Raw genomic sequence first — 25,848 nt, 5'->3', positions numbered from 1 at the left:
ATACCCTTTTGCGAGCAGTTCCACCTCCATAAGGGTATCTCTCTTGCGGAATGATACCCTTATGCGTGCAGTTCCACCTTTATAAGGGTATCTCTCGGGCGGAATGATACCCTTATGCGAGCATTTCCCCCTCCATAAGGGCATCTATCAGGCGGAATGATGAACTTTTGCGTGCATTTCCCCCTCCATAACGGCATCTCTCACGCGGAAAGTTACGAATTTCATGGAGGCGACGCTGGACAAGCGTCTCGAGGGGGCTAGGCACTTTCACATTCTAAAAAAAAGAAAGCTGTCACCCTTCTTGTGGATGACAGCTTTCCCTTTTTAAAAGTAATTCTTGCTGATAATGATGATTCCTGTTCCGATAAACACTGATATATATAGTAAGTATATGAAAACGGAAAAATTCCATTGTTTTTTAATGGTTTCATCTTGATCTCCGGCATATTGTTCCTTTGCTTTCCCGCTTTTGTAAGCCAGGGTCAGCATGTACGTGATCAATGTTCCGCCAACTACTAACGTACCAAAAAATAAGATCGGAGCAAGTGAATCGATATTTGTTTTGTAATCATAAATGCTTGAATTGAATTTTTGCATAGTATCAAATCTTACCGTCTCTCTCATAATCGAAACAGACAGAATACTGATAAGACCAAGTACCCCGTTTAATCGGCTAAAATTCACGAGGTTATTTCTTGACAAATAAATCGACACTATATTGCCCAGGATGAATACGAGCCCCATTAAAATCAGCGGGTGGAGAATGATTCCGGCTGAGCTAAAATAATACAATGCGTCAATAAAGGTTAAAATCCCACTAATCAAGGAAATTTTATATCCTTTGCCTGCAAACCACTGCAAGTATTCCTGGTCCTTATCTTCTCTGTTCCGGTAGTACCAGCTATAGATCGTCATGAACATTCCCGTTATGAAGAACGAGAGCAGTAAGAACAGCAAATATCTAGGAAGGTTGAAAGCGTAAATATTCCAACCATCCGTGTTCATCGTTGTCCCGTTACTCGTATACCAATCGACCCATTTTTCAGGGAAAAGTTCTTGATAGCTGAAAATATGCATGATTCCACCGGCAGCGACCACTAGGAGGATGGAGAGAATCGGAAAAATAGCAGTGCTTTTTTTCGCTCCCAATTTATTTTTGAAATAAAATACATATAACATATAGTAAGAAACTATCAAAATAGGAATAAAAGCCATTACCCAGGAAGCAGAAAGATTATTTGCTGTATACCATGGTCCATCATAGATGATTTGAGTAAAAAGCAATGGCGCTACCCCAAATACAATTGCTAATGAAAAGGACACTTTTGCAACCTGTGTCATCGTAATAGAAGCAATATTCCAATTTGCATCCTTTTTAAAAAATCCATAGATGCCAAGTCCAAGTCCACCGATCAGTAAGTTCACAAAAAGCATATGAAAAGTCCAAGTTACCACCATAAGAAGCTGTATTACCCAGGGATAAAAATCCACCCCACCTGGGTAACGTAAGCTTTCGAGCATCATTTGTGTATCCAGAACGCTCACCCCTTTATTTCTATTTAGTTCTGTGCTTTTTGGCTCTCTTCAGCCAGTCTTTTTTTATTAACATCAGCAAGAAAGGCTGCCAGTGCCTGCTTCTCTTCTTCCGTTCCAACTAGTTTAGGCATATACGCCGCGCCACCTAATTCAGGATGACCGCTAAGCCGCGCCTCTAAGAAGTCATAGATGATTTTTTCATCGGTTAACGTTTCGATCTTTTTTGTCAATGATCTCGCGCCATTCGGTTCCACGCTATGACAGGCCGAGCATTGCAATAACGCCACCGTGCGTCCGGCATCAACTTTGTTATCCGCTTCTATCGTCTTCATCGACTCAGGGACAAACGGGTTTACACTTAGTAATCCGTTTTTGTCAATCGTTTCTACTTCACTTTTCACTTTTTTAGCAGGTATGTCCCGAGCAATAATTTGGTTGCTCCACATAAATTCTCCGACAACAAAAGGCTTCCTAATTGTTTCCCTAATCTTCTCCTCTGGATAAAGCGCAAGCGCCAAAACAAACAGGAGCATCAAAATAGCTGGAGTGGCGCGCTTCACTCTCTTTGAAGTAATGTACGTAATAATGAAAAAAGTGATTGTAACAATGACCATTGAGAATAAAGATGTCTTAAATATGTCTGTGATTGCATAATCCAAAATTTCTGAAGACCGCTGTGGTACGGTCTGAATGTAGAGCAGATAGAACAATGTGCCAAACGTTATTCCGCCAATCCCCCACATCGACATAACGCGGTATATACTGGATTTCAACTCTTGATTTTCCAGTCTCGTCGAAATGACAATTCCCATTAAGGCAGCTAACGCAAACATATAACTTGCCCTCATAAACGCGTGCGGGAAATAATTCAAGTTATAAAATGCATCCATGGCGCTTCCTGAAGTAAACCACGCATCACCACCAGGTGACAGCATGAAAGACAAAATACCGACAATCGCCAAGAGTGTCATAAAGGATGCAGCTGCAAACATCCAAGTGAGCCTCATATAAGACTTTGCATCAATTTTGTTGATAATATAGTACAGGACATAAATAATGATTACCTCAGTTACAAACCAAACCCATTCTGCAGCCCATACCCAGCCAAAATTATGAATGAGCGCAGAAATCCCTCTTGGACTTGCAACAGTAGTCGCAAACCATATACCAGGCCCTGTTATCGAGCCAATCACATAGGATGTGATCAGCAAGGTAAAAATATATTTTTTCACATAGAGCATGATTTCTGGCTTTTTCTCTCTATATGATTTAGTAGCCAAATAGGCTAATAGGAAGGATGCACCTACTGACATGTGAGAAAACAGTACATGAACCACTGCAGTTATCGCAAGGATATTATTCGACCCAAAATTCGGTACATACCACAGTGGATAAAATCCGATGATATCTTCCATGTTTTCTCCTCCTTTACTTTTCGTTGTCCTTGTTCTTTATGTCTTTCATGGAATCCACTTCATACATTAAATCATCTGGAATTTGTCCACCCGGATAGTCCTTGTGCTTATCTTTAAAAAACGGCCTATCATGGGAGTTTATATAGGCTGCTAGATTAACGGCTTGTTCGGTTGTTAAGCTTCCTGGTTTGATATTTCCCATTTGGGCTTTCGGCATATCGTTTTTAATAAAGGCACCGATCGTCCGAATCCGGTTCATACCTGCTCCGTCGTTGTAAGAATCGTCTCCCCAAACCGCTAAACCGTTTTCAGACGCCGCATCTGTTGCATGACAACTGATACATGCGGTATTAAACAATTTTTCTCCTTCTTCAATATTTGGTTCAGGCAAGTCTCCCTCTAGCTTCTGAAGCGCCCAATCCCGCTCTTTTACTTTTTCTGGAACATTTTTAGAAATAAAGTCTATATAGGCAACCATCGCTTTCAGTTCAGTAGAGTCTTCAGGCAGTGGCTTGCCGTTCATACTCCTAACGAAGCAGCCATTAATTCTTTCATCAAGTGAAACTATTTTTCCATCTCTGACATTGAATTGAGGATATGTTTTGGACACGCCGATCAAGTTAAGCGAGTTAATCGAACCTGCTTCTTCCCCACTGGCATGACAGCTGATACATGACATCGTATTCCCGACATTTTCTGGTAATTCAGTGTCGGTATGGATCATCAGTTCTTTTCCGCGTTTGATCAAGTCAGCGTTTTCTTCTTCATCTGCGCTGCTCATTGCTGGTACAGCCGGTGCTGATGTTAATTCTGAGTTGTTTCCGTTATAATAATGGGTGACTATTAGATAGATCCCGAACGCAAACACGATAATGGAAACTGCCTTTAATCCTGTGATTATTTTTTTCAAAATGACTGCCCCTCCTCTAATGGTAATGAGAATCTTTTTTATTTAGAATGATTCCAATTCCCATATTAAACATTTCTTGTTTATAAGTTAAATATTAATATTTAATATTACTTATTAGTATTTTTTATAAAAGGGTGAATTCAATGAACTTAGAAGCACTTAAAATCTTTCTTACCTTAGCAGAAGAAAAGAATTTTACAACTACTTCCAAAAAACTGCTCATATCCCAGCCAAGTGTCAGTTTGCACATAAAAAATTTAGAGGAGGAATTGCAAACTAAACTTTTTTGGCGGACGACCAAACAATTAAAAATTACACCCGAAGGCTTAATTTTGTATGAGAAAGCTAAACAAGTCCTTCACTTAGTGGAACAAATAAATGAGGAAATAAAACAGAGGCAAGGAACGATTAGCGGGGTATTAAAGATAGGGGCATCATTTACAGCTGGAGAATATCTCCTGCCTAGAATATTATCCAGTTTAACCCAAAAATACCCTGACATGAATTTAGAAATTGAAATCGGCAATACCAATAATGTTGCTGAAAGGATCAATTCTTTGGAATTAGATATAGGAATCATTGAAGGGGATATCGGTTTTCCTGATTTGCGTTCAGCAACCTTTTTCAGCGATGAACTATTTATCGTTGCCAATTGTGACCATCCTTTAACTGTAAAGAAGGAGGTGGACATCCAATCATTACAAGACCAAACGTGGATAAAACGCGAAGAAGGCTCCAATTTGAGAGTTTATTTGGACCAGTTTTTATCCAGCAATCAGCTTCGGGAAAAACATACGATTGTCTTTAATAGCAATGAGGGCATCAAAGAAGCGATCATTCATGGAGCAGGCATGTCCTTACTTTCTTCCACTATGATTGAAAGGGAGCTCCTACATGGATATATGGGGAAAGTCCAATTTACAAAACAGGTTGATTTCCATCGAAAATTTGCTTATCTTTATTCTCCTTTTATGGAAAACAATCTTCTTGTCCGGACTTTTATTGAAGAACTTCAAGATAACCCGCTTAGTCTCCTTGTGAATCAGATGCGGCAGGGTGAATCCACCTAGCAATTCAACAGACAATCGTGAAATAAAGATGAAGGATGGGAATTCAAGGATGCTAAAGGATTTGATGAACCAAAAAAACGAAAAAATGAATACGACGAAGAGTTTGTACCGGTTTATCCATCGTCATAAGTCTGTTTCTAAAATCGATATGCAGACTGAATTCAAAATTCCATTATCGACTTTGAATAGGATGCTTGATCAGCTGGAGACGATGGGATTAATTCGGAAAAGTGGCTTAAGTGACCCAAATGGAGGCAGGCCGCGCGTGTTGTATGAAATACTCCCCACCGCTGGTTATATTTTCGGCATTGCCATCAGCAGATCTCATGTAACGGTATTATTGCTTAATTTGCGGTTTCAAGTTGTTGGCGAGAAACGGTTCATCGTTACAAGGCTTCATACACCTAACAAAACAATGAAGGAAATTCAAAAGCAAATTCAACAATTGCTAGCCGAAAAGCAAGTGGACAAGGATCAACTTATCGGTATCGGAATTGGTGCTGTCGGACCTTTGAACAGGGAGAAAGGAATGATTTTAAATCCAGAGGCGTTTCCAGCAGAGGGTTGGCTTAATGTACCGATTAAGGATATTATCGAGGATGCTTTATCAGTACCAGTTTCCCTAAATAATGGTGCTGATTTGGCAGTTCTTGCTGAGTATTACTTCCAATATCCTAGAGTGGAAAGCATTTTATATTGCACGATCGGATATGGATTGCGTTGTTCTTTTATTCAGGAAGGGAGTTTATTGAATAAAAAGGATGGAGATGCAAGTTCCTATGGTCATATCGCCATTGAAGCGATAAATGGCCGACCATGCTCCTGCGGAAAAAAGGGATGTTTAAATACTTATGTCACATTCGATGCCATAATGGATTCCATCAAGCCAAATGATCTTCCATCATTCCAACCCGTTGAAAATATCGCCGAATACTTAGTTAGCGAAATTCGCAATGATAATCCAATTGTTAAAGAAGCTATCATGAACTCCGCACTGTACCTAGGAATCGGAATTGCAAATATGGTCAAAATCCTCCATCCAAAGATTGTCGTCCTTGATGGCCAGCTTGTTCATGCCTATCAAGATTACTATTTGGAAGTGAAGAAAGCGATTCAGGAGAATCGTATCAACCAGAGCAATGACATTCTCGAAATCCGCATGAACTCTTTTGGGGAGCAAACGACCGCCATCGGAGCAGCCGTTCAAATCTATCACGAAAAAATCTAAAACTTTTTCGTTGTTGATAAGCTGCTAGCGGATCCATGCTCTCTTAGACTCCAATTCTGCGCATGGAGACATCCGAGCGGGTCGTGCGCAGATTGGCTCTTATTTTATGAACAACCTATTATCCTCTTTGATTTAGCACCCGTTTTAACGTTTCTTTCTCTTCTAAAATTTCTGTTGCAGTCCGGACGCCGAGCCTCCTGATCACCGATAACGGAGGACACCACCCTTGTAGAGAATGCTGTAGCATAAACACTGCTGCAATTGTGGAAATTAGAGACCATTTTTTATTTCTTATCGCCCCGATAAACGTTGTCACAACAACAATAAGCGCGAAATTAACCTCAAGTGTCCGCTCTGTATCCCACTCGTAATCAAGTTCTTTGATTCTCGCCTTAATGTCTTCGTCACTTTTTTCGGTATATTGCTCAATATTCCGTTCTGTTCGAAATTTAATTTCTCTATTTACTCTTGGACTCGAAAACATATTCACCTTCGTAGTCGTAGGGGGAAACAGCATCTTTATGGACATCGTTATCTCTCCAGTCTTTTTTTAAAAAGTAACTTGCCTCAAATCGGTAAATCTAGCGAACCATATCTGAAATCCTTGAATAGTATTAATTCGAGGAGGGAAATGACTATGGATTATCAGCAAACAGCAACATTGGCTTGGCATGAATCACTTGAACTACATGAAATTGTCGTGTTTCAATCCACCTGTTTAGTTAGCATGAAGCAAAAATATCCAAATGTTTCTAATCATGAATTAAAAGGTTTGTACAAGGAAGTTATTTTGGATTCAAAAAGCAGACCAGAAGGATAAATGTTCTGGCCTGCTTTTTTCATTTGCCCTTCCTTATGAAAGAAAAGTATTATTTTCCACTTCCGGATTGTGTTCCTGCGCGAAAAACGCTTGGACTTGATCACTGTCCTCTGGCACAATCTCATACATAGCACCTATTTCGGTTATTTGTTCACTTGAAGCTTGACGAACCGGATAATAGCCTCTCTCCACCATATATTGCCATACATCATAGGCGTGTGAACTGCTCATAATAAAAGCCGTTTGGCAAAATGCACGGATGTCAGGATGGACCATCTCCATTGCTGACCAAGCATATTCTCTTCCTGCTCTTTTTAAAGTCAACAGATAGGCAGTTGCCATTTCACGATCATTCATGTTTTCCATTTCTGTCCTAGGCTGGATAGGCAGAGTTTTGACATTGTTCGTAGCAATGGCGTTGTTATGTACGATATTTTTTAACATAGGAATTGTTTTTGTTGGCACCTCCAGTTTATTCAAAAATTCCACCTTCATATTGTAATCCCTAACATGCATTGGATAATGCCTTTCCAGGATCATTTTGAATTCTGGATCTTGAACATGATGTAACATGTAAGCCATATTGGTTAAAGAATTGACACAACTCATTGTTAATTCATTCAATTGATACAATTCATGTGTGGAAAGCTGCATTTTATTCCCTCCCTTTCATTTTCGGTTCTGTTTATTTTGCAAAAATCGCTCGTTTTTATTCATCAAGAAAAAAATTTACACACTTTTAACCAAAATGGTCAAAAGTGTGTTACACTATAAATAAAATCAATTATTCGAGAGGAGAACAATATGAAATGGAAATTGTTATTTGAGTTATTTGTTGTCTTCTTTAAAATTGGACCAATTTCATTTGGCGGAGGATATGCGATGATCCCGTTAATTGAACGGGAGATTATCGATAAGAAAAAATGGATACGCTCTGAAGAAGTTTCAGAGGTGTTTGCAATAGCTGGTACCGCACCTGGAGCAATCGCCGTTAATGCGGCCATCTTTATTGGGTATCGGCTCGCGGGCTTTTTAGGTGCATTGGCTGCGATGATCGGCGTGTTGTTACCAACCACGGCAATTGTTATGCTGTTGGGTTCGCTTTATTTTTTATTTAAGGATAATGCGCTAGTGGAGGGGGCTTTTTTAGGGATACGTGCCGCAGTTGTTGGCTTGATTACGTATGCAGGAATCAAGGTTGCCCGCACTTCGATTATTGACAAACCTACGTTCATCTTATTCTTTTTGATCCTGCTTTCCTTGCTGTTTTTACACCTTAATCCGATCCTAGCAATCTTCATTGGCGCCCTTGCCGGAATCCTGACAATGACAGCTAAGAAAAAAATCCAACAAAAGCGAGAGGAAAAAACACACTTTCAGAATAAACAAATAAGGGAGATATCTAAATGATTTTAATTAATTTATCGCTTCTTTTTCTTTTTATCGGGGTTATATCATTTGGCGGAGGATTTGCCATGATCCCTGTTATTGAAGCAGAAGTCACTAAGCGCGGTTGGCTCACTACGTCTGAATACACAGATATTATTGCTGTTGCAGGTATGGCACCTGGGTCCATTGCTTCCAATAGTGCTACTTTAGTGGGATATCATGTTGCTGGGGTTCCCGGTGCGATTGTATCCTCCATAGCGATAACATTTCCATCACTTATCCTAATCCTGCTCATCGCAGTTTCCTTCAATAAAATTAACCAGAGTCCGCTCTTCCATTCTATTTTCTACGGTCTTCGTCCGATAGTGACCGGATTGATCCTGTTTGCTGCGATAAAATTCGCGATTTCGAATGGATTGATCGCGAGTACATTTTCATGGCAAATGGTGATCTTATTAAGTATATTTGCCCTTTCCTTGTTCGTCCTTCTATATTATAAAGCGCATCCTGTCCTCGTAATTCTCGCTTCAGGAATAGTGGGAGCCGTTATTTTTTCCTAATTTCATGAGGAAAAACTAGGCTCTCATTTTTTAGGCATCACTATACTGGGGCCAAAATTCCAAATACAATAACCTCGGTAACCATTAACAAGGAAACATCTATTTTGTCCGTAAAAAAAATCACCAATACACTATTCGAGAGGAACATCATGATCAATAGTAAAGTCATTCTCAATGATTTCTGTTTAATCCTTGTAACATCTAAGTACTTAACAAAAAAGTAATTGAATAGTAGAACAAGAATGGTATTTATGATCATGGGAATACCCCTCATATCCTGAATTCGGAATAGCAAAAACAGTTCCTTAAGTCCTTTCTATTTGCGGTGTTGCATCCTTTTGCTTTACCTCGATGTGATAACTCGTCTTTTACCGACCTAGTTAACATTGATAGAAGGGTAATGAGAATCCCTATTGCCGCGATAACAAACTGATGATAAATGATCGCTAATCCGGCTATAAATAATCCAATGGCTATGAATAATGGCAATATAGAAGGATTCGGCATGTGAATCATGCCTGCCGGCTCAGCGTCAACGAAGCCTTCATCCTTCCCGCCGTATTTTTGTGTGAAGAAAGCATCCAGGCTTTTGACAAGTGGGACCTGGACAAAATTATATTCGGGCGGAGGAGAAGAAATGGCCCATTCCAATGTCCTTCCATCCCATGGGTCATTTTCCATCATTCCTGGAACACGCATATTAACGATCGTAACCAGGAAATTGATAGCACTGATAATGGTCCCAAAGCCAGAAATTTGCACGCTAAGCAAATAATAATCTACTCCCACTCCAGCACTATCTAAAGCAAGTGATGAGTACGCAGTCCAGCCTGCATCCGGCAAGGCACCGAAGAACCAGCTAATATTTAGCAAAACTCCGCCGAAGAAAAACAACCAAAACCCCAATGCATTCAGAAATGGGAAAGCTACATCCCTTGCCCCAATTTGCAACGGCACAATAAAATTCATCAAGCCAAACAAGATCGGAAGGGCAGCAAAAAACATCATCGTCGTACCGTGCATAGTAATCATTTCATTATAAGTGGACGCGGATAAGAAATCATTATTCGGTACGATTAGCTGAATTCGAATTAATATTGCTTCGATACCAGCCAATAAAAAGAAAAAAACAGCCGCAAATATGTACATAACTCCAATTTTTTTGTGATCCACAGTTGTCAACCAATCCATTAGCACAGATTTTCCCTCTGCCGTCTTTAAATAACTCTCCAACATAAACCCACCTTTTTTTGAAGTTATTTAATAAAAAATACATTATGATTTTTTATACCCAAAAACAAGCTTCTCTAAACAGGTGGTTAAAAGATCCTATAAAAAAAAAAGCTGAATAGGAGTTATCCTATCCAGCCATTTTTTTAAATATGTTTCTTGCAAAAATACCAATCTACACATTCATAATCAGAATTATTGACGCGGTTTTCGGCTTCCTCTTGCGTGCGTGGCGGTTTTACAATAACCTTCTCCCCTGGATTCCAGTTTGCCGGAGTAGCTACTTGATGTTCATCTGTTGTTTGCAATGCCTTTACAAGACGGACTATTTCTTGCATATTTCGTCCTGTGCTCAACGGATAGTAAATGATGGCTCGGACAATTTGTTCTCCATCTACTACAAATACCGCTCTTGACGTCTCGGTACTTCCACCCTCTGGCATTAACATACCGTAACTAACGGCTACCTCTTTATTTAAATCAGCAATAATGGGAAACTCCAGTTTCACATGAAAATTTTCTTCAATGTTTCGAGCCCAGGCTATGTGTGAATGGACACTGTCAATGCTTAAACCAATCAATTCCGTGTTAAGTTCCTTCAGCTCTGGATAAATCTCTTGGAATGCAATGAACTCAGTTGTACAAACAGGCGTGAAATCGGAAGGATGAGAGAAAAGAATAAACCATTTCCCCTTATAATCTTCACTGGAAATCATTCCGTGAGTAGTTTCAATCTTAAATTTTGGTGCTTTGTCTCCGATTCGCGGTAAGCTAATTACCTTTTCGGAATTTGTTGTTTCTTCCATTTGATAACAACTCCTTTTTTATAATGATTATTACTTAGTTATTATTTCATTGTTTTAATATTCAATCCATAGGGGAAAACCCCTATTATTAATTTTCTCTCATTATACCTTTACCCTAAATTTTTAATTGATATCCTAAACGATCAAATGATTGGCGAGCACACTAAATGGAGCCCCTTTTTTGATGGGGGCTCCATTGTTTTGGATTTAGTTCATAGCGGTTTGTGCGGCTTCTAAATCTACAGTCAGCTGCTCAGACAGATTATTTGGATGGTAATACCCTTTTAAAGGTAAGCAGCTCATGAAGCTCGTAAGTTTCATGTGGTGCAAGGTATTGTATATTATTCATTGTTCAACTTCTCCTCGTTTTTTATTGTTGTCTAAAAGAAGCTTGTGCCTGATTTTGATTATAAGGCTGGTATCCATGCATAGGATCCATAGTGTGTTGGGTATGAAGCTGTGATGTTACTCCCTGTTCAAGCTGATTACAGAGATTAATCACTTCTTGGCAGCGCTGTATCGCTTGATCATGTCCAATTAAGGCTTGTTCTATTGTTTTAACAGCTTGTTTCTCGCGACTTTGTAAATGATCCAGCATTTGAGCGTTTTGTTGTTCTTGCTGCATCAATTGTCGATATACCATGCTTGCTTGTTGCGTTTGCTGGATTAGCTGTTGAGCAATCTGGCGGCTTTGGTTAATTTGCTGAACACTGGTGCTATTATTAGTTTGAAACATGTGAACGCCCTCCTCCATTTGATGTAGAGCCTAAAAAACAGCTCCGAAGCTTATTATCTGCACCGATAGAGCAAGTATTCAGGGAAAAATTACTAGTGGGTTTTTATTTCCGATGATTTCTATGTATAAGGAAGGATAAAACTTCTTATAATAAGGTTGATTTTCCGATTTGAAAATCTTTTTAAAAAAAAGAATGGAGGAAGAATAGGTGGACTCTAACTATACAGAAAAATCGACCGACAACAAAATCGAATCTCCATCCGTCACGCAACAACGGAAGGAACTTGAAAAACAGAATCATGCAGGAAATACAAAGGGAACTACGAACGAAATTCAACAAATGGTAACAGACGAGGGTGTAAACCAGTAATAGGAGTTCCACGTTGTTCTTGGAACCATAACCCACGAACAACGTGGAATAAATGAAATCCACAATTCAGACAGCGCAAAATTTATAACTCGTCTTTTCACTGAGCGTTTGGCTGTTCCCTCTGTTCCTGCACTCGACCCTCAGATTCCTGATTAATTTCCTTGGCAATTTCATCTAAAAATTCATCAGATAATAAAGGACGATTCTCTTTAAGCATAGTGCTTCCCTCCTTATCCTATAATAGTAAAACATGACAAAAGAAGTGCGAATCAACAGTATTAAATATAGCCTGATCCTTGATCAGTTAATCTAAAATTTTTATTTACTTTTACATTCTGCAGGAGTATTATTATCAACAGTTTCCTATTTCTATATTCGCTGAAACCTTTTGGTACGGGGAAACCAGTTATGTGGATTCTAAAGAATCCGGGGGTGAATCCTTTTTAGGTAGGGCTACTCAAAGGTCCGAATCCGACAGCTAACCTCGTAAGCGTTCAATTGAGAAGGAAAGTGGAGCTTGCAGACAAAAAATCATGTCTACAGGTCTATTTCTTATGGCTTGTAGGCATTTTTGCTTTCTTAAACTCGATGTAGAGTACAACGTTTCGCAACAGGGTAAAATAATTTGATAAAATTTAATTTGGCGGGTGAATTTAGTGTTACCTATGTTAAAACGATTTTTAATTGGACGGCCATTAAAATCTACTGAACTAGGAGAACAGAGACTTAACAAGACGAAAGCATTAGCGATCCTTTCTTCTGACGCTTTATCATCCGTTGCATATGGCCCAGAACAAATATTAATTGTTTTAATTACTGTTGGTATGACAGCGTTCTGGTACTCTATTCCGATTGCAATCGGGGTCTTACTCCTTTTAACAGCGTTAATATTATCTTATCGGCAAATCATTTATGCATATCCTCATGGCGGAGGAGCGTATGTTGTCTCAAAAAATAATTTAGGCATGTTGCCCGGATTAATTGCCGGTGGGTCTTTATTGGTAGACTATGTGTTAACAGTCGCTGTAAGTGTTTCAGCAGGTACCGATGCAATTACATCTGCTTTCCCGACTTTACATGGCCATAATGTAGGAATAGCTATTGCTTTTGTTATATTCCTTACCGTACTTAACCTGAGAGGGGTAACAGAGTCTGCTTCCATTTTAGCCTATCCCGTTTATTTATTCGTTCTCGCTTTATTCATCTTAATTGCTGTGGGGCTCTATAATATTGCCACTGGTGAGATTCCGCCCACTTTACATTCACCAATTGGCACTCCCGTCGCAGGAATTAGTTTGTTCATCCTTTTAAGAGCGTTTGCCTCTGGCAGTTCGGCCTTAACGGGAGTGGAGGCTATCTCCAATGCAATCCCAAATTTCAAAGATCCTTCCCCTGTTAATGCGTCGAAAACATTAATGGCGATGGGTGGATTACTTGCGTTACTTTTTTCAGGAATTGTCTATTTAGCCTATTATTATGGAGTTATTCCAAGTGCAGATGTCACAGTCATCTCACAAATAGCAGAAATGACTTTCGGACGGAATTACATGTATTTTTTCATTCAAGGAACTACCGCTTTGATATTAATCCTTGCAGCAAACACAGGCTATTCGGCTTTCCCTTTGTTGGCGGTTAACCTTGCGAAAGACAAATTCATACCGAGGATGTTTCTTGTTAGAGGAGACCGATTGGGATACTCTAATGGCATCATCATACTTGGGATTGCGTCCATTTTATTAATTATTTCCTTTCAAGCGGAAACAGAGCATCTCATCCCTTTATATGCGTTAGGTGTGTTTATTCCTTTCACCTTATCCCAGACAGGAATGATGCTTAAGTGGATTCGTCAAAAGCCTAAAGGATGGATGCCGAAATTTATTATTAATACAATTGGTGCTTTCATCAGCTTTATCGTTTCTCTCATTTTCTTTTTAACAAAATTTACACAAGTATGGTCGATTCTACTTTTCTTGCCTTTCATCATTTGGCTGTTTCATCGTATTAGAAAACATTATGAAGCGGTTGGAGATCAGTTACGATTAACGACATGCGAGCCTTCTTCGCCGATTGAAGGAAATGTGATCATTGTACCTGTGGCTGGTTTAACGCATGTGGTGGAGAACTCCTTAAATTATGCAAAAGCCTTGTCTGCTGACCAGATCCTTGCAGTTTATGTTTCCTTTGAACGAGATGATGAAAAGAAGTTTGAAGAAAAGTGGAAAAAATGGCAACCTGATATTAGACTAGTGACTTTACACTCTCATTATAGAAGTATTATTAACCCCCTCACCAAATTCGTTGATACCGTTGAACATAAGGCTAAGGAAGCAAATTATCAAGTAACGGTGATCATCCCACAATTTATTCCTAAGAAGGGATGGCACAATATACTTCATAATCAATCAAGTTTATTAATTCGCGCCTTCCTGCTTTACCGCAGGAACGTAGTTGTTACTACAGTACCTTATCATTTAAAAAAATAGTATCTGAAAAGGACCATTTATTTTTAACGGGTTCCGTTTCCTATCGCAAAAACCATTATTTACACATTAAAATGTATACCTAATTGCACCGCAAAATGTGGTGCCTTCTGCCATATAAAAAGTAGCCAACATCAAGCTGAGCTACTTTTTGTGTTTATTTTATTGGCTTTTTAACTAATACTACCCATTACTGAAAAAATGAAAAAAGAACAATAACTAAATAAATATTAAAACACTTGAAATAAGCATCTTACGTTACTATTTTTTATATTCCGTAAAGTCTGCTTTAAGGTTACCATTAGAGTCTTTTTTTATTTCAAGAAAATAGTTACCATTACCCCCAGAAACCCATTTACCATTTAGCTTTTCTTGAAACAAAATTTGCCAAACACCCTCATTAACATTATCAATTTTTTCAATCATTATTTCATTTTTGTTAATATCGTCATGTTGCATAATAGCTGTAATAGCGGTATTCTTTATGTCATCCTCAGTTATCTTTTGAGAAGCACATCCAGATAGAACTAGAATAATAGCTAAACTTAATATAATAAAATACGATATCTTTTTCAGAAATCTCCCCTCCTTATTAACTCTTCTGCGTCGTTAGCACAATAGGAAAAAGAGCAGTCGATCATGTAATTTTGTTCAACTATTGCCCCCGTTAGCGAGTAATGAGTAGGAGCTAATTTGTTCTTCCTTCAAACAAACCATCTCCATAAACTCCTGATTTCCAATAGAGATTTCCCTCCTTATCATAAGCTTCAATTTTAAGTGGATCAGATTCACCATTTAGCGATTCCTCTAATTCATCAAATGTAGTAAACCAATGTCTCTTACCATCATTGATATCAATTATTTCTGCTTGATGTTCGACTGTCCTTTGCTTCACAATCACTTTTGTTATTTTTTCATCTGTAATAATTCCAGCAAATATAGCCATACCTGACATATTGCTCATTGTCCAATCGAATCCATCATGTGGGTTCAATTCAGCATTTGATGTACCTTGAAAGTAATCATCTTTTTCTCTATAAAAAGAAGCTCTAAAACCACTTTTATCTTTATATAAAATCATTTTACCACCCTTATGGTCTTCAATATGAAGAATATTGGTGGATTTAGGAAAAGGCACTCGTTTCATAATTTGTTCTTCAACGTTAATTTGTTCTTTTACGCTACATGCACCTGTTATAATAATAAAAATAAATAAAATAACTATAGAAAATAATGTTTTTTGTTTCAAATTAACCTCTCCCACTACAACTTTACCATAAAAATCCATTACCCCTTATTAAATATTCCTGCTCCTATAGCTTAATAAGGAATTCAACAAAAAAGTACATAAATCCTTCCTGATCAACTCTCCCTTAACTCTTCACTAAGTTTTAGTTTTCCCTTTTGAAAACCTTATTTTGTTCTATAACTGTACATCCATTATTCCGGAATGTTTTAAGCATTGGAAGGTTGTTGTGACCAGTGCAGCCAATATAATGGGTGGCCATAAAGTCATTTTTTAATATTTCTAATGCTTGCTGATGAAGAAGTTTGCTTTTTCCCTTCCCTCTTTCGTTTGGAATGATGCCAAAATAAAATATCCTTCCTTCTTCTGAAGTCCCAGGTTCTATATGGGGCATAATTACTCCGATTGGATTTCCCTTATCATAAGCAATAATACAAGATTTCTTATAGTTGGGGCCTAATTCCAACTCTACACTACGCATTTGTTCGTCAACATCTAGCGAAGAAGGTGCATTTAATGATCCTTTCATAGATTCCTCCCAAACCCTTTTAAACTCTGCTACCGAAAGTTCGTGTAAATCCTTTAGTAAGAACCCGTTTTCAACCTTAGATGAATCATCTAACACCTTATGGACAGTAACATTTTCATCATGTAACTTAAACCCATTTTCTATTAAAAGAGAGTCTACTTCTTTGTTGAATTTACTATTAACCAGTATATTTACATTTTTACAGTTTTTTATAAATGACTGTCCCATCAGATATGTTATAAGTTCAATTAGTTCTTGATTCGCCAGAATTTTTGTATCTTCTATAGTTACAAAGTTTTCTCCTTTTACAATTTTTATTCTTGCCAATGAATTAGAATTGCTTTGTGAATTCTTTACCTCCATCTTTTCAGCCCCTTAAAGCACAAATATAAAAGCATGGGACCACAGATGATCCGCAGTCCCACTCTATCATTCATTATTCAAATTCGATTATATTCCTAACAAACAAGTGCTTACTTTTATAAACAATTAAACTGACAACTGCAAGGAGTATTCCTGAGATCATAAACACGATTCTTATTCCCAGTAAATCTGCTAACAGTCCCATAACAAGAGAGCCAACGCCAAAGATTCCAGTGCCGATAGCCCCTAACGAAGTATAAACCGTTGATAACTGTTCTTTTGTAACGCTGGTTTGTATCACTGTTTGTTGAGGTATGCCTTTAATTTGACCAAAAATCCCTACAAATAGCGACAATAGGAGTGCAGCGATTGGTATGCTGTTTATGCTAAATAGTAATGTGACTAAGGAGCTTAGGATTGAACCAATAAATATAAAGGTCCCCAATTTCTTTTCAATGATAGAAGAATATTTAATACAATAAACACTTCCTAAAATCAATCCTATAAAGAAGGCACCATTAATAAATCCCCACCACTGTCCACCAACCTCTAAAGCATCGTTAACAAACACAAGGAGTATGGCTGCTATCCAAACCGTTCCTGCGATTGTCTCAAAGAAGTCTAGCCAAGCAATCTTTCTTAATACCGGAGTGTTAGATAAAGTTACCCATCCCTCCGTAATCTGTTTAAATTTCCCTTTAGCAGCCTCAACTCTATTATCAGATACATTTTCTAAAAGGCTGAGCAAGATGCTTGCTCCTATAAACAAACCTCCTGCTAACCATACCAGCTGCTGTGAGCTCATAATAATTAAGAATAAACTCCCTATGAACCACATCACTGCTTGTATGATCTGTGTAACAGTTTCTGCAAGTCCATTGGCTTTCATTAATTGACTAGGATTAACATAGTATGTAATTAATGTCTGCCTTATTGGATTTGCGCTTCCATCTAGTAAAGCAATCAATCCTATGATTAAGAAAATCAAATAATAATTTGATGCTGTAACTCCCACTAACATAAACCCCAGAATAAAAAGCAGAATAGTCTTTCCAATTTGGGATCCAGCCATTAACCATTTAAGATTTACTTTCCCCACCAAAAGTGGTGTTAACAGACTGGATATAAACATGGAAGAAGTAATTGTAAATGGTACAAATGAGGAAGCTGTTGCCGAGCCCGTTAATACAAAAATCGTACTGATGATACTGACCATATACAATACATCGCCAATATTAGCGAGCGATTGACCCAATAGTAATAAAGAAAAGTTTTTATTCAAGTTCATTTCATGTCCCCCAATTTCTGAAATGAAAATTGTCTTATATAGGGGAATTTTAAATTGGATTGTTCATTATTATTTACACCTTTCATATATCGAATAAATCTGGAGGACTAGATTTATGTTTGTTAGTTATTTTATAATTTCTCTTTCTTTTATACTACTCCATTTGTCCATTAAATGTAGTAGGTGGTTTGATGCTAGCCTAATCTTTATCCAGAGCCAATTTACATTATCTCCTTGAAAAAAAAATGACCCCTTGGTCCGCATTATTAAGAGGCGTGGCGGGTTCAGTTAATATTAAAATATTCTAATTAATCATAAAAGTCAACAGAATAGCTCTTAAAGTGACTGTTTGAATTTTCCTTTGTACAATTAGTATTTTCCTTTTTGAACTAAACTGTCCCTATAGCTCAATAAGAAATAGTTTCTTTTAAGTAAGTTGAAATGACTTGTCTAAACAACGACTTTTCTTCAAGGAAAGGGTAATGATTGCTTTCATTAAAAACAAATAGTTGTGACTTTGGTATTAACTCATTCATTTCTACGGAGAAAGAAAGCGGGCATTGTACATCGTATCGGCCACTCAATATTAAAGTATTAGTTGAAATTTTTTCTAACTCACGGGTTACATCAAAGATCATTTCTTCCCTAATAAAAAAGTTCATTCTTGGAGCAGACATCTTTTTATGTATGCCTAAAGAAAAGTATTCATCATACTTATCCGGGTGAAATAGAGACAGTTGCGTTCTCTCTTTTGAGAAACGCTCTCTTTCACTAGGTGACAAATCAGAGCGTTTTAAAGTCTCAATAAGTTGCTGCATTCGCTCAAAGTGTAGGTGGTCAGGATGATAGATACACTCAGAGGATGAATTAGCATACTTCCTGGCAGCCGACCCAACAATTATTAGTGAAGTAAGCGACGTAGAAAAATGAATGCCATAGATGATTCCTATCATACCTCCTGTCGAGTGCCCTGCAAATGTCCATTTGGCATACCCCAACGCCTCTCGGATTGCTTCAAGGTCGTATACAGCATCAAACATACTCAACTCATGAGCCTCATCAGCCTTACTTGAATTACCGGCTTGTTTTAAATTCACAAGGTAGACCGTATTATTCTCTGTCAAAGAATCTGCAAAGTAATCACCAGTATGATTAAACTCTGAATAATGATGAGTGACGCAAATTGGATTACCCTCTCCTTTTACAAAGACCTCAAAGTTACCGCGTGCGGTATGAATTGTTTTCGTTTCCCAGTAGGTCATTTCTAAATCTCCTTACCTATCTAGTTATCTATACTAATAGTCTTGGAATAAATCTTCTATACTTTTGAATACCTTGAGTCTTAATTTCTATAAAACAGGCAATAATTCCTTTTAGTATTCCAATTAAATGTGGGGGATTAGTTTGTTATTATCAACTGCGTGGAAATCCTATAAAGCTGATAAACGTATAGAAGGCTTTTCACCTTATACTTTAAAAGCATATGGAATCCAAGCGAAGTTGCTCATTGGTTATTTTAATGATCAGAAAATCGATAGTGTCGACACAGAAGGATTAAAGAAATATCTTGTCCTGAATTATTCACAGTAATTAAGAATCGGCCTTAAATTCCAGTACTCTAGGCTTTCTTGCCTGATTTAATCTGCACTAAATAAATGAAAAAAGAATCCATTTCTGATAAGGTTAAAACAACAACGAAATAACCACAGAAAGGATTCTTATAATGGCTACTTTAACGCAAAAAACGCTTGATTTCAATCGTGAAATTAAATTGTCAAATGATGGAGGTTCTCTTTCCTCCGACACGGGTGAATTTCTTTTCAGAGAATTTGATGAAAAAATCGGCTTTTCAAAAACTCTGGTTCAACATTTAGAACTAAATGATTCAAGAGCTTATTATCTTCATTCAAACGAAAACTTGTTACGCCAAAAGATTTATCAATGATTGCTGGGTATGCCGAAGATGACGCTGCGGACCAATTAACAAAAGATCCCGTTTTTACACAAATTATTGGTATACCGGCACTTGCTTCACAACCAAGCTTATCTCGTTTTTACCCTCGGTTTGATGAAAAGTCGATCGATCACTTAAATCAAGCTAACCAAGAATTACTTGATAAAATTCACGGCTTCCGAAAAGCAGAGACGCTATTCATAGACCTAGATTCTACCCATTCCGATACGTATGGTGAACAAGAATCTTCATCTTACAATTCGCATTATGGAACAATGGGCTTTCATCCTTTAGTTGCCTTTGATGGTGTCACAGGTGACTTTTTGAAGGCCAAGCTTCGTCCTGGTAATGTCTATACTTCCAATGGCGTTGTAGAATTTATACAACCCTTGATTGAACACTACAACGAAACATTCCCAGAAACGAGTTTGTTCCTACGTGGAGACAGTGGATTTGCTGTTCCAGCACTATATGAATTATGCGAAAAGGAATCCGTCTATTACATTATTCGTTTAAAATCAAATGCTCAACTACAGAGTCTAGCGAAAGAATATCATCCTTCTTCTACACCTGTAGACGTTTCAAAAACAGAATACTTTTTTGAAGAAAGCATTTACCAAGCAAAATCATGGTCAAAACCTAGAAAGGTCATTATCCAATCGGTGCGACCTGCGGGTGAATTATTCTTTACCCACTCCTTTTTTGTCACCAATTTCGAATGGGCTTCCCCTCAAGATATCGTCCGTGGTTATCAAAAAAGAGGAACGATGGAGAACTACATCAAGGAAGCTAAAAATGGCTTTTATTTTGATAAAATGAATAGCCATTCTTACATGGTTAACGAGGTTAAGATGATGTTGACTCTTCTAGGTTATAACTTAACCAATTGGTTACGAACCCTTTGCTTTCCAGAAGGGCAAAAGACGATGCAAATTGATACCATACGTACTCGAATAATCAAAGTAGCCAGTAGACTAGTGAAATCAGGCAGATCATTTCACTTTAAAATCATCGAGTTTTGTATATCAGAAATTCTTTTGGAACGTATTGGGTCAAATTCAAAAACTCCAGATAGAATAATCTGTTAGATTAGCCTTTGCTCAACACAACTGAAAAAAATAGTTTTTTCGGTTAAGGGGGGAGTCTGTCCAAAATTTGAATATTATCGATAAAATATTCAGTTAATTTGGTGGCAACGTATAAATTTTAAAATAATCTACAAAATTTCACCTATTGTAAAATTTACCCATGAGGTTTCGTGGAGCTATGAATATTTCAGGTCATTAATAAAAGCCTCCAATAAAATTTATTATTAAAAACAAAAAACCTCGCCTTAACTTTAATAGTTAAGGACGAGGTTTGAATGACCACGTGATACCACCTTATTTCACAAATGACTCACACCATTTGTCTCAGCTAGTACGGAGTAAACAGTTCTACTCTTATACTGTGACATTGATAACGAGTGCTACCGAAGCTCTCTGATGAAAAACAATATCATTTTACTTTTTCTCTTCATCGCATTTGTTTGATAATTACCAATAGTTTATTCAATAATTAATTCCCCAGAAGTCAACATTAATATCCCGAATTATTTTTATTATAGAAAATATATTGGGACGTATCTTCAACTAAACTGCTTCTATAGTTGAATTAACAAAAAGTGCTGCCGCAGCTCTATCTACTTAACACTCACACCCGTTGGTTGAAAATCATCCTTTCCTCTTAAACCAATAAATTATAAGTAATACACCAAAAGCAAGGAAAAGTGGAACATAAAAATTATCTAAGATTCCACTCGCCTCAACATTTGGAACTTCACCTGTCATTCTTCCAGAGTAAAACCCTGCACGAACAATACTGGTAGAAAGTACAGTAAATCCCCGTTCCAACGTATAGATTAAACCAGATATAATAATAAGTACAATTCCTAAAATCTTATAAAAGTTCATTTATTTCCCTCCCTTTTTCAATTTTAATAATTCCATACTACGATGATTTTCCTTGTTCAATAATCCTGCCCCTTATGTTTAAGTACATTTATTCACAAAGTTAGCTTCAATATAGGCTGCTACCCCGTTAGTATAAGAACTATTTCATTAAGGCTTCAATTTCCCTTACAGCAATTTGGTCGTTTGCTTCCCTAAATGCCATTATTGCCCTTTCAAAACATTCTGTTGCAAATATGTTGTTTCCATTAGTTTTGTAAACTTCCCCAAGACCTCTATAAGAACAACCAAGGCAAACTTTATCATCACATAGTTGAGCATATTCCAAGCACTTATTCATTAATTTTTCCGCAGTTTTCAATTCATAATTTAGTAAATGAATATAAGCTCGCTCATAAAAATTAGCAGATAGTTTAAGGTAGTTATCCAAACCGTAATCACTTAACAATCTATGTTCTTTATCAAGATGGTGTAGTGCTTTTTCATAATTCTTAGCCATTCTTTCTACCATACCCATTTGATGAATTGCAATTGCTTCTTCCTCGACATTCTTTGCCAAATTCTTTAATTCCTTGTATATATCCCGTGCGTCTGCAAATTTGTTGAGATGTGATTTCACATATCCCATTGCGTGTAAAACCTGATTATATTCACTTGAATTTTTATCTATTTCATTTAGGCATTCATCATAAATTTTTTCAGCTTTTAGATACTCGCCTTTATCGAACAAATCAAAAGCAGAGGAAGTTCTATATTCTATTCCACTCAATCTATTTTCACCTTCCTCATATGGAGTCTTACTAAATTTCCTTTTCTCCATTTGCACCATTAGTTTCATTAGAAATTCAATAAAACGGTGCGTAAATCCTGCTAGATTAGGCACCGTTTTCTAACCTATTCTTCCATAAGAATTTAAGAAAAAGTGCCTTTTCTCTTCCTAAACCAACCCACAAGGAGTTCCTTAAGATTAAACAATCGAATGTTTCACACATTTTTTGAAAAATTAAATATTACTCTTTATGGTAGTCTTTTTTTTCTACCTGTTTCAATCTATGAAGAATCTGAAATAGTATTGTCGTGGTAAAGGAAAATTGAACAATAAACAAAAATAAATAAATGAATTCAATATTTTCTCCACCAATAATAGATCCAATTCCATATACCAAAACAAAACTCCCAATGAAAGTTATGATGAAAACAAACAACCAATTATCCATTTTTATCATTTCTCCTTTTACTAGAACTTTTCCAAGTTATGCCATTAGAAAAAATAGAATATCTTTATTCCACTAACCTGCTTCTTTTGTTGAATAAGTGTATATTTCGATAAACCAGGCAATAATTCCTTTTAAAAGAGAAAATAATGGGAGGAATTAGGTTGTTACTATCAAAGGCGTGGGAAACATATCAGCCGACAAACGAATCGAGGGCTTTTCCCCATATACAATCAAAGCCTATGGCATTCAGGCAAGGTTGCTTGTTCTGTATTTCAAGGATGCAGAAATTGGCTCCATCAGCACTGCAAATTTGAAGAAATACCTTAATCATTCAGCGGCGGCCTTAAAGCCGTCCAGTATGGCACACAGGATACGATTTATGAAATCCCTGTTCCGCTGGTGCCACGAAGATGGCCATATGACACATAACCCCGCAGTAAAGATAAAGGAACCCAAGGTCGGAAAACGAATTCCGAAATTCTTAACCGAAAAGGAAAGCGAGCTTTTTGCGTGAGGCTTGCGTAAGTCCAATGGAAAAAGACCTGTTTGAATTTATGTTTTCGACAGGATGCAGGATTGGCGAAATTGTTTCGCTGGAACGCAACTGTATTAATTGGTCCAACCGTTCAGCCATTGTAAGGGGGAAAGGGGATAAGGAACGTGAAGTCTATTTCAATATTAGAGCAGAAATCTGGCTAAAGCGATACATCAATGAGCGTAAGGATGCCGATCTTGCCATTTTTGTGACAGAGCTGTTGCCTCAAAGATGAGTATTGCCCAAATGCGATATGTCATAAAGCAAATCTCAGCTCGTGCAGCCATTGATAAAGAAATTTATCCTCATCAACTCAGACACAGCTATGCAACCCATTTGTTGAATAACGGAGCCCCTGTTGAAGTCATACAAAGTCTTCTTGGGCCACGAGAAGAGTGAAACAACTCGAATATATGCCCAGCTAAGCGGAAGGTTAAGGCAGGAGTTTTACCAAAAATATTTCTAAGCAAAAGCGACGTTGTTAGCGTCGATTTTGTGTTCTCGCACCCTATAGTTTAAGTACGAACCTTCACAAACTATAGGAGTTTTCCTTAATAAGGACATTAACATTTCTATTAACGTCCTCCCCTTACTTATTAATTATTCCTTTATGTTATAGACTAATACATCGAATAATTTTCCATCAACATAAAGTAATATTGCCCATTTTCCTGCCATTGAATTGCTAACGCTTGATGGCGCGTGTGCATCTGCTCCATTATTCTCTCCCCCGAGCTCTATCGTCCAGCCTGTTGTTAGAATTTGATGAACAGTTCCTGTTTCTCTGTGAAAACCAACGACTGTTAGTTTAGTTTCATTCGGATTTTCAATACCCCATAGGTGCCACATCCACTCTTGGTTTTTGTTGATGCTCGGCAATTTGCGCAAACAGGAGTCAAATTGTTAAAACTTAACTTTTTTCAAAATCCGGATTGTCTATATAAGTGTCGTTTAAAAGGTTGCGTGCATCATATGTGTTTGTGATAGCGTCGAGAGAACTTAACATATTAAATTGGAAAAAGCGTTAGTCAAATGACTAACGCTTTTTTTTGTTACAAACTAAACTCTCTAAAGTAATGATTAAACACAACTTGAATTTTCAAATGGTAAAGCCGTACCAAACGATCCACTCTTAGCTTATTTTTTTTAATATTCAATCCTTCAAGACTATTAAGATTATTTGAAACTCATGTCTAACAATTTAGAAGTTACATTTATGGAGTTATGTGAAGATGACATGATAGACATATAGTTTTTATACCAAATGAAGAAATAAGTTTTTTGGATTATGATGTATTAAATCAAGCTGCGGACTTTATCATGAACTCAGTCAGTGAGATTACAGTAGCATACAGCTGCGTTTGATGTGGTCCGTTATGCCCTAATAGAACTTGGATACATTTTAATGGCATTTTTGCTGGGTTAAAATCGCATTGGGATCCATTATGTCCAATTAATGAATTTTTTTATGTTGTAAATGATAAGTATAAGGGAGTCCCAGCAACTGTTTATGAAGAATTGTTTTAAATCGCTGAATTAAATCCCAATATTCAATTTGATTTATTTAGTTTATAGGGGGTTACCGAAATTAGGAAAAAAAAAGACCGTAGATTTACTACAGTCTTCTTGAAGTATTGAAGTATATGAAGCATATATTTGCCGAGAGTTTATTGAAGCATATCATTGCCATACTGGCAAAATAATGGGTAAAATCACAAAATAAAAAATCCACCAACATATGTATTGGTGGAGACGGTGGGAGTCGAACCCACGTCCAAAGATATTGGCACTTAAGCTTCTACGAGTGTAGTCGGCATATTGGCGTTTCGCTGGTCCTTTTGCCTACCGACAGGCGGCCGGCCAGCTAGCCTGGTTGTTCTCTTCCTTCATCCTCAGGCGGTGGAATCCGGCGTAGCCCACTTAGAGTGAGTCCGCTACCCTACCACATGGGCGATGGAGGGGCGAACCGCTATGCAGTATTAAGCTGCGAAAGCGAGGTTGTTGTTTTGTTTGCCAGTTATAGGCGTTGACGTTTTAACGAGGCCGATCCCCTCGACTCGCCACCTAAGCTCAAACTACCCCTGTCGAATCCGTAACGTCCCCATAGAAAAGGCTGCTGTATCAGTGATACAGACGTTAGGAGAACTCGGTTAAGCCGAGCATTAAGTTAAGTTGTCACTCGTTGGTGACAGTTATTATTATAACACACTGAATCCT

24 protein-coding genes, 1 other RNA gene, 3 pseudogenes and 1 riboswitch are annotated in these 25,848 nt (G+C 37.5%); of the genes and pseudogenes, 10 read left to right on the top strand and 18 right to left on the bottom strand.

Annotated features, from left to right (window positions below):
- Positions 1-324: 324 nt before the first annotated feature.
- The 3 genes from UB32_RS01355 to UB32_RS01345 form a co-directional block, all read right to left on the bottom strand.
- Complete coding sequence (locus UB32_RS01355; RefSeq protein ID WP_128721468.1) at positions 325-1,491, bottom strand: hypothetical protein; 1,167 nt, start codon at positions 1,489-1,491, stop codon at positions 325-327.
- A gap of 68 nt (positions 1,492-1,559) precedes the next feature.
- Entirely contained in the window at positions 1,560-2,951 is a 1,392-nt protein-coding gene (locus UB32_RS01350; protein WP_044390577.1) for a cytochrome ubiquinol oxidase subunit I, read from the bottom strand.
- Positions 2,952-2,964: 13 nt separating this feature from the next.
- Positions 2,965-3,861: a c-type cytochrome gene (locus UB32_RS01345; RefSeq protein WP_052806908.1), complete on the bottom strand. Its 897-nt coding sequence runs from the start codon at positions 3,859-3,861 to the stop codon at positions 2,965-2,967.
- 143 nt (positions 3,862-4,004) lie between these two features.
- Here UB32_RS01345 and UB32_RS01340 point away from each other — a divergent pair, with 143 nt between their 5' ends.
- On the top strand, positions 4,005-4,931 hold the full coding sequence (locus tag UB32_RS01340; protein WP_044390573.1) for a LysR family transcriptional regulator: 927 nt from the start codon (positions 4,005-4,007) through the stop codon (positions 4,929-4,931).
- Positions 4,932-4,995: 64 nt separating this feature from the next.
- Positions 4,996-6,159: an ROK family transcriptional regulator gene (locus UB32_RS01335; protein ID WP_241768398.1), complete on the top strand. Its 1,164-nt coding sequence runs from the start codon at positions 4,996-4,998 to the stop codon at positions 6,157-6,159.
- A gap of 118 nt (positions 6,160-6,277) precedes the next feature.
- On the opposite strand, the gene UB32_RS01330 is transcribed toward UB32_RS01335, so the two are convergent.
- Positions 6,278-6,688: a hypothetical protein gene (locus UB32_RS01330; protein WP_044390569.1), complete on the bottom strand. Its 411-nt coding sequence runs from the start codon at positions 6,686-6,688 to the stop codon at positions 6,278-6,280.
- A gap of 108 nt (positions 6,689-6,796) precedes the next feature.
- On the opposite strand from UB32_RS01330, the gene UB32_RS01325 reads away from it, so the two are divergent.
- Positions 6,797-6,979: a hypothetical protein gene (locus tag UB32_RS01325; RefSeq protein WP_052806907.1), complete on the top strand. Its 183-nt coding sequence runs from the start codon at positions 6,797-6,799 to the stop codon at positions 6,977-6,979.
- 33 nt (positions 6,980-7,012) lie between these two features.
- Here the strand turns inward: UB32_RS01325 and UB32_RS01320 are convergent, their stop codons facing one another.
- Positions 7,013-7,633, bottom strand: a complete 621-nt coding sequence (locus UB32_RS01320) for a spore coat protein (RefSeq protein ID WP_044390567.1) — start codon at positions 7,631-7,633, stop codon at positions 7,013-7,015.
- 150 nt (positions 7,634-7,783) lie between these two features.
- Here UB32_RS01320 and UB32_RS01315 point away from each other — a divergent pair, with 150 nt between their 5' ends.
- Positions 7,784-8,389: a chromate transporter gene (locus UB32_RS01315; protein WP_044390565.1), complete on the top strand. Its 606-nt coding sequence runs from the start codon at positions 7,784-7,786 to the stop codon at positions 8,387-8,389.
- Positions 8,386-8,928, top strand: coding sequence for a chromate transporter (locus UB32_RS01310; RefSeq protein ID WP_044390564.1), 543 nt, complete (start codon positions 8,386-8,388; stop codon positions 8,926-8,928). The genes UB32_RS01315 and UB32_RS01310 overlap by 4 nt, the downstream gene beginning before the upstream one ends.
- 681 nt (positions 8,929-9,609) lie before the next feature.
- Here the strand turns inward: UB32_RS01310 and UB32_RS20825 are convergent.
- From UB32_RS20825 to UB32_RS01290, 3 genes and pseudogenes are all read right to left on the bottom strand, one after another.
- Positions 9,610-10,164: pseudogene (locus UB32_RS20825) on the bottom strand (cbb3-type cytochrome c oxidase subunit I); the annotation flags it as partial.
- A 140-nt stretch (positions 10,165-10,304) separates the two neighbouring features.
- Complete coding sequence (locus UB32_RS01295) at positions 10,305-10,964, bottom strand: peroxiredoxin (RefSeq protein ID WP_044390561.1); 660 nt, start codon at positions 10,962-10,964, stop codon at positions 10,305-10,307.
- A gap of 370 nt (positions 10,965-11,334) precedes the next feature.
- Positions 11,335-11,700 (bottom strand): hypothetical protein, encoded by a 366-nt coding sequence (locus tag UB32_RS01290; RefSeq protein ID WP_044390560.1) that lies wholly within the window; start codon positions 11,698-11,700, stop codon positions 11,335-11,337.
- Between the two features lie 208 nt (positions 11,701-11,908).
- Between UB32_RS01290 and UB32_RS19940 the strand changes: the two genes are divergently transcribed.
- Positions 11,909-12,070: a hypothetical protein gene (locus tag UB32_RS19940; RefSeq protein WP_157841604.1), complete on the top strand. Its 162-nt coding sequence runs from the start codon at positions 11,909-11,911 to the stop codon at positions 12,068-12,070.
- A gap of 97 nt (positions 12,071-12,167) precedes the next feature.
- On the opposite strand, the gene UB32_RS19720 is transcribed toward UB32_RS19940, so the two are convergent.
- Positions 12,168-12,287, bottom strand: a complete 120-nt coding sequence (locus tag UB32_RS19720; protein ID WP_128721466.1) for a hypothetical protein — start codon at positions 12,285-12,287, stop codon at positions 12,168-12,170.
- A 149-nt stretch (positions 12,288-12,436) separates the two neighbouring features.
- Positions 12,437-12,578: riboswitch (cyclic di-AMP (ydaO/yuaA leader) on the top strand.
- Between the two features lie 157 nt (positions 12,579-12,735).
- Between UB32_RS19720 and UB32_RS01285 the strand changes: the two genes are divergently transcribed.
- A complete protein-coding gene (locus UB32_RS01285) occupies positions 12,736-14,553 on the top strand; it encodes an APC family permease (RefSeq protein ID WP_431305954.1) in 1,818 nt (605 codons plus the stop codon).
- Between the two features lie 258 nt (positions 14,554-14,811).
- Here UB32_RS01285 and UB32_RS19935 read toward each other — a convergent pair whose 3' ends face one another.
- The 5 genes from UB32_RS19935 to UB32_RS01260 all read right to left on the bottom strand — a co-directional run bounded on the left by UB32_RS19935 (position 14,812) and on the right by UB32_RS01260 (position 19,238).
- Positions 14,812-14,976, bottom strand: a complete 165-nt coding sequence (locus tag UB32_RS19935; protein WP_157841603.1) for a hypothetical protein — start codon at positions 14,974-14,976, stop codon at positions 14,812-14,814.
- A 262-nt stretch (positions 14,977-15,238) separates the two neighbouring features.
- Positions 15,239-15,838 (bottom strand): hypothetical protein, encoded by a 600-nt coding sequence (locus UB32_RS01275; RefSeq protein WP_044390557.1) that lies wholly within the window; start codon positions 15,836-15,838, stop codon positions 15,239-15,241.
- Positions 15,839-15,941: 103 nt separating this feature from the next.
- Positions 15,942-16,688, bottom strand: a complete 747-nt coding sequence (locus tag UB32_RS01270; protein WP_052806906.1) for a GNAT family N-acetyltransferase — start codon at positions 16,686-16,688, stop codon at positions 15,942-15,944.
- A gap of 73 nt (positions 16,689-16,761) precedes the next feature.
- Positions 16,762-17,976 carry an MFS transporter gene (locus UB32_RS01265; RefSeq protein ID WP_044390556.1) on the bottom strand — a complete coding sequence of 405 codons (1,215 nt, stop codon included), beginning with the start codon at positions 17,974-17,976 and terminating at the stop codon, positions 16,762-16,764.
- Between the two features lie 407 nt (positions 17,977-18,383).
- Positions 18,384-19,238 carry an alpha/beta fold hydrolase gene (locus UB32_RS01260; RefSeq protein ID WP_044390555.1) on the bottom strand — a complete coding sequence of 285 codons (855 nt, stop codon included), beginning with the start codon at positions 19,236-19,238 and terminating at the stop codon, positions 18,384-18,386.
- 142 nt (positions 19,239-19,380) lie between these two features.
- Here UB32_RS01260 and UB32_RS01255 point away from each other — a divergent pair, with 142 nt between their 5' ends.
- Both UB32_RS01255 and UB32_RS01250 read left to right on the top strand, forming a co-directional pair.
- Entirely contained in the window at positions 19,381-19,566 is a 186-nt protein-coding gene (locus UB32_RS01255; RefSeq protein WP_044390586.1) for a hypothetical protein, read from the top strand.
- A gap of 133 nt (positions 19,567-19,699) precedes the next feature.
- A pseudogene (locus UB32_RS01250) lies at positions 19,700-21,010 on the top strand (IS1380 family transposase).
- 632 nt (positions 21,011-21,642) lie between these two features.
- Here UB32_RS01250 and UB32_RS01245 read toward each other — a convergent pair.
- On the bottom strand, positions 21,643-21,882 hold the full coding sequence (locus tag UB32_RS01245; RefSeq protein ID WP_044390554.1) for a hypothetical protein: 240 nt from the start codon (positions 21,880-21,882) through the stop codon (positions 21,643-21,645).
- Between the two features lie 139 nt (positions 21,883-22,021).
- A complete protein-coding gene (locus UB32_RS01240) occupies positions 22,022-22,648 on the bottom strand; it encodes a tetratricopeptide repeat protein (RefSeq protein ID WP_128721464.1) in 627 nt (208 codons plus the stop codon).
- A 609-nt stretch (positions 22,649-23,257) separates the two neighbouring features.
- On the opposite strand from UB32_RS01240, the pseudogene UB32_RS20635 reads away from it, so the two are divergent.
- Positions 23,258-24,097: pseudogene (locus UB32_RS20635) on the top strand (tyrosine-type recombinase/integrase).
- Positions 24,098-24,231: 134 nt separating this feature from the next.
- On the opposite strand, the gene UB32_RS01225 reads toward UB32_RS20635, so the two are convergent.
- Complete coding sequence (locus UB32_RS01225; protein ID WP_052806905.1) at positions 24,232-24,480, bottom strand: hypothetical protein; 249 nt, start codon at positions 24,478-24,480, stop codon at positions 24,232-24,234.
- Positions 24,481-25,375: 895 nt separating this feature from the next.
- Positions 25,376-25,734, bottom strand: a transfer-messenger RNA (tmRNA) gene (gene ssrA, locus UB32_RS19190).
- Positions 25,735-25,848: the final 114 nt, after the last annotated feature.

Source organism: Mesobacillus subterraneus (genome assembly GCF_000934845.1).
GTDB lineage: Bacteria > Bacillota > Bacilli > Bacillales > Cytobacillaceae > Mesobacillus > Mesobacillus stamsii.
Note: the sequence above shows the minus strand (reverse complement) of the source record. Positions and strands in the feature narration are given on the sequence as shown.

Bases quoted from the DNA above. Each gene is read 5' to 3' on its own strand.
- UB32_RS01350 (WP_044390577.1), bottom strand. From the start codon at position 2,951: ATGGAAGATATCATCGGATTTTATCCACTGTGGTATGTACCGAATTTT.
- UB32_RS01340 (WP_044390573.1), top strand. From the start codon at position 4,005: ATGAACTTAGAAGCACTTAAAATCTTTCTTACCTTAGCAGAAGAAAAG.
- UB32_RS01335 (WP_241768398.1), top strand. From the start codon at position 4,996: ATGAACCAAAAAAACGAAAAAATGAATACGACGAAGAGTTTGTACCGG.
- UB32_RS01330 (WP_044390569.1), bottom strand. From the start codon at position 6,688: ATGTCCATAAAGATGCTGTTTCCCCCTACGACTACGAAGGTGAATATG.
- UB32_RS01325 (WP_052806907.1), top strand. From the start codon at position 6,797: ATGGATTATCAGCAAACAGCAACATTGGCTTGGCATGAATCACTTGAA.
- UB32_RS01320 (WP_044390567.1), bottom strand. From the start codon at position 7,633: ATGCAGCTTTCCACACATGAATTGTATCAATTGAATGAATTAACAATG.
- UB32_RS01315 (WP_044390565.1), top strand. From the start codon at position 7,784: ATGAAATGGAAATTGTTATTTGAGTTATTTGTTGTCTTCTTTAAAATT.
- UB32_RS01310 (WP_044390564.1), top strand. From the start codon at position 8,386: ATGATTTTAATTAATTTATCGCTTCTTTTTCTTTTTATCGGGGTTATA.
- UB32_RS01295 (WP_044390561.1), bottom strand. From the start codon at position 10,964: ATGGAAGAAACAACAAATTCCGAAAAGGTAATTAGCTTACCGCGAATC.
- UB32_RS01290 (WP_044390560.1), bottom strand. From the start codon at position 11,700: ATGTTTCAAACTAATAATAGCACCAGTGTTCAGCAAATTAACCAAAGC.
- UB32_RS19720 (WP_128721466.1), bottom strand. From the start codon at position 12,287: ATGCTTAAAGAGAATCGTCCTTTATTATCTGATGAATTTTTAGATGAA.
- UB32_RS01285 (WP_431305954.1), top strand. From the start codon at position 12,736: ATGTTAAAACGATTTTTAATTGGACGGCCATTAAAATCTACTGAACTA.
- UB32_RS19935 (WP_157841603.1), bottom strand. From the start codon at position 14,976: ATGATTGAAAAAATTGATAATGTTAATGAGGGTGTTTGGCAAATTTTG.
- UB32_RS01275 (WP_044390557.1), bottom strand. From the start codon at position 15,838: ATGGATTTTTATGGTAAAGTTGTAGTGGGAGAGGTTAATTTGAAACAA.
- UB32_RS01270 (WP_052806906.1), bottom strand. From the start codon at position 16,688: ATGGAGGTAAAGAATTCACAAAGCAATTCTAATTCATTGGCAAGAATA.
- UB32_RS01265 (WP_044390556.1), bottom strand. From the start codon at position 17,976: ATGAACTTGAATAAAAACTTTTCTTTATTACTATTGGGTCAATCGCTC.
- UB32_RS01260 (WP_044390555.1), bottom strand. From the start codon at position 19,238: ATGACCTACTGGGAAACGAAAACAATTCATACCGCACGCGGTAACTTT.
- UB32_RS01245 (WP_044390554.1), bottom strand. From the start codon at position 21,882: ATGAACTTTTATAAGATTTTAGGAATTGTACTTATTATTATATCTGGT.
- UB32_RS01225 (WP_052806905.1), bottom strand. From the start codon at position 24,480: ATGTGGCACCTATGGGGTATTGAAAATCCGAATGAAACTAAACTAACA.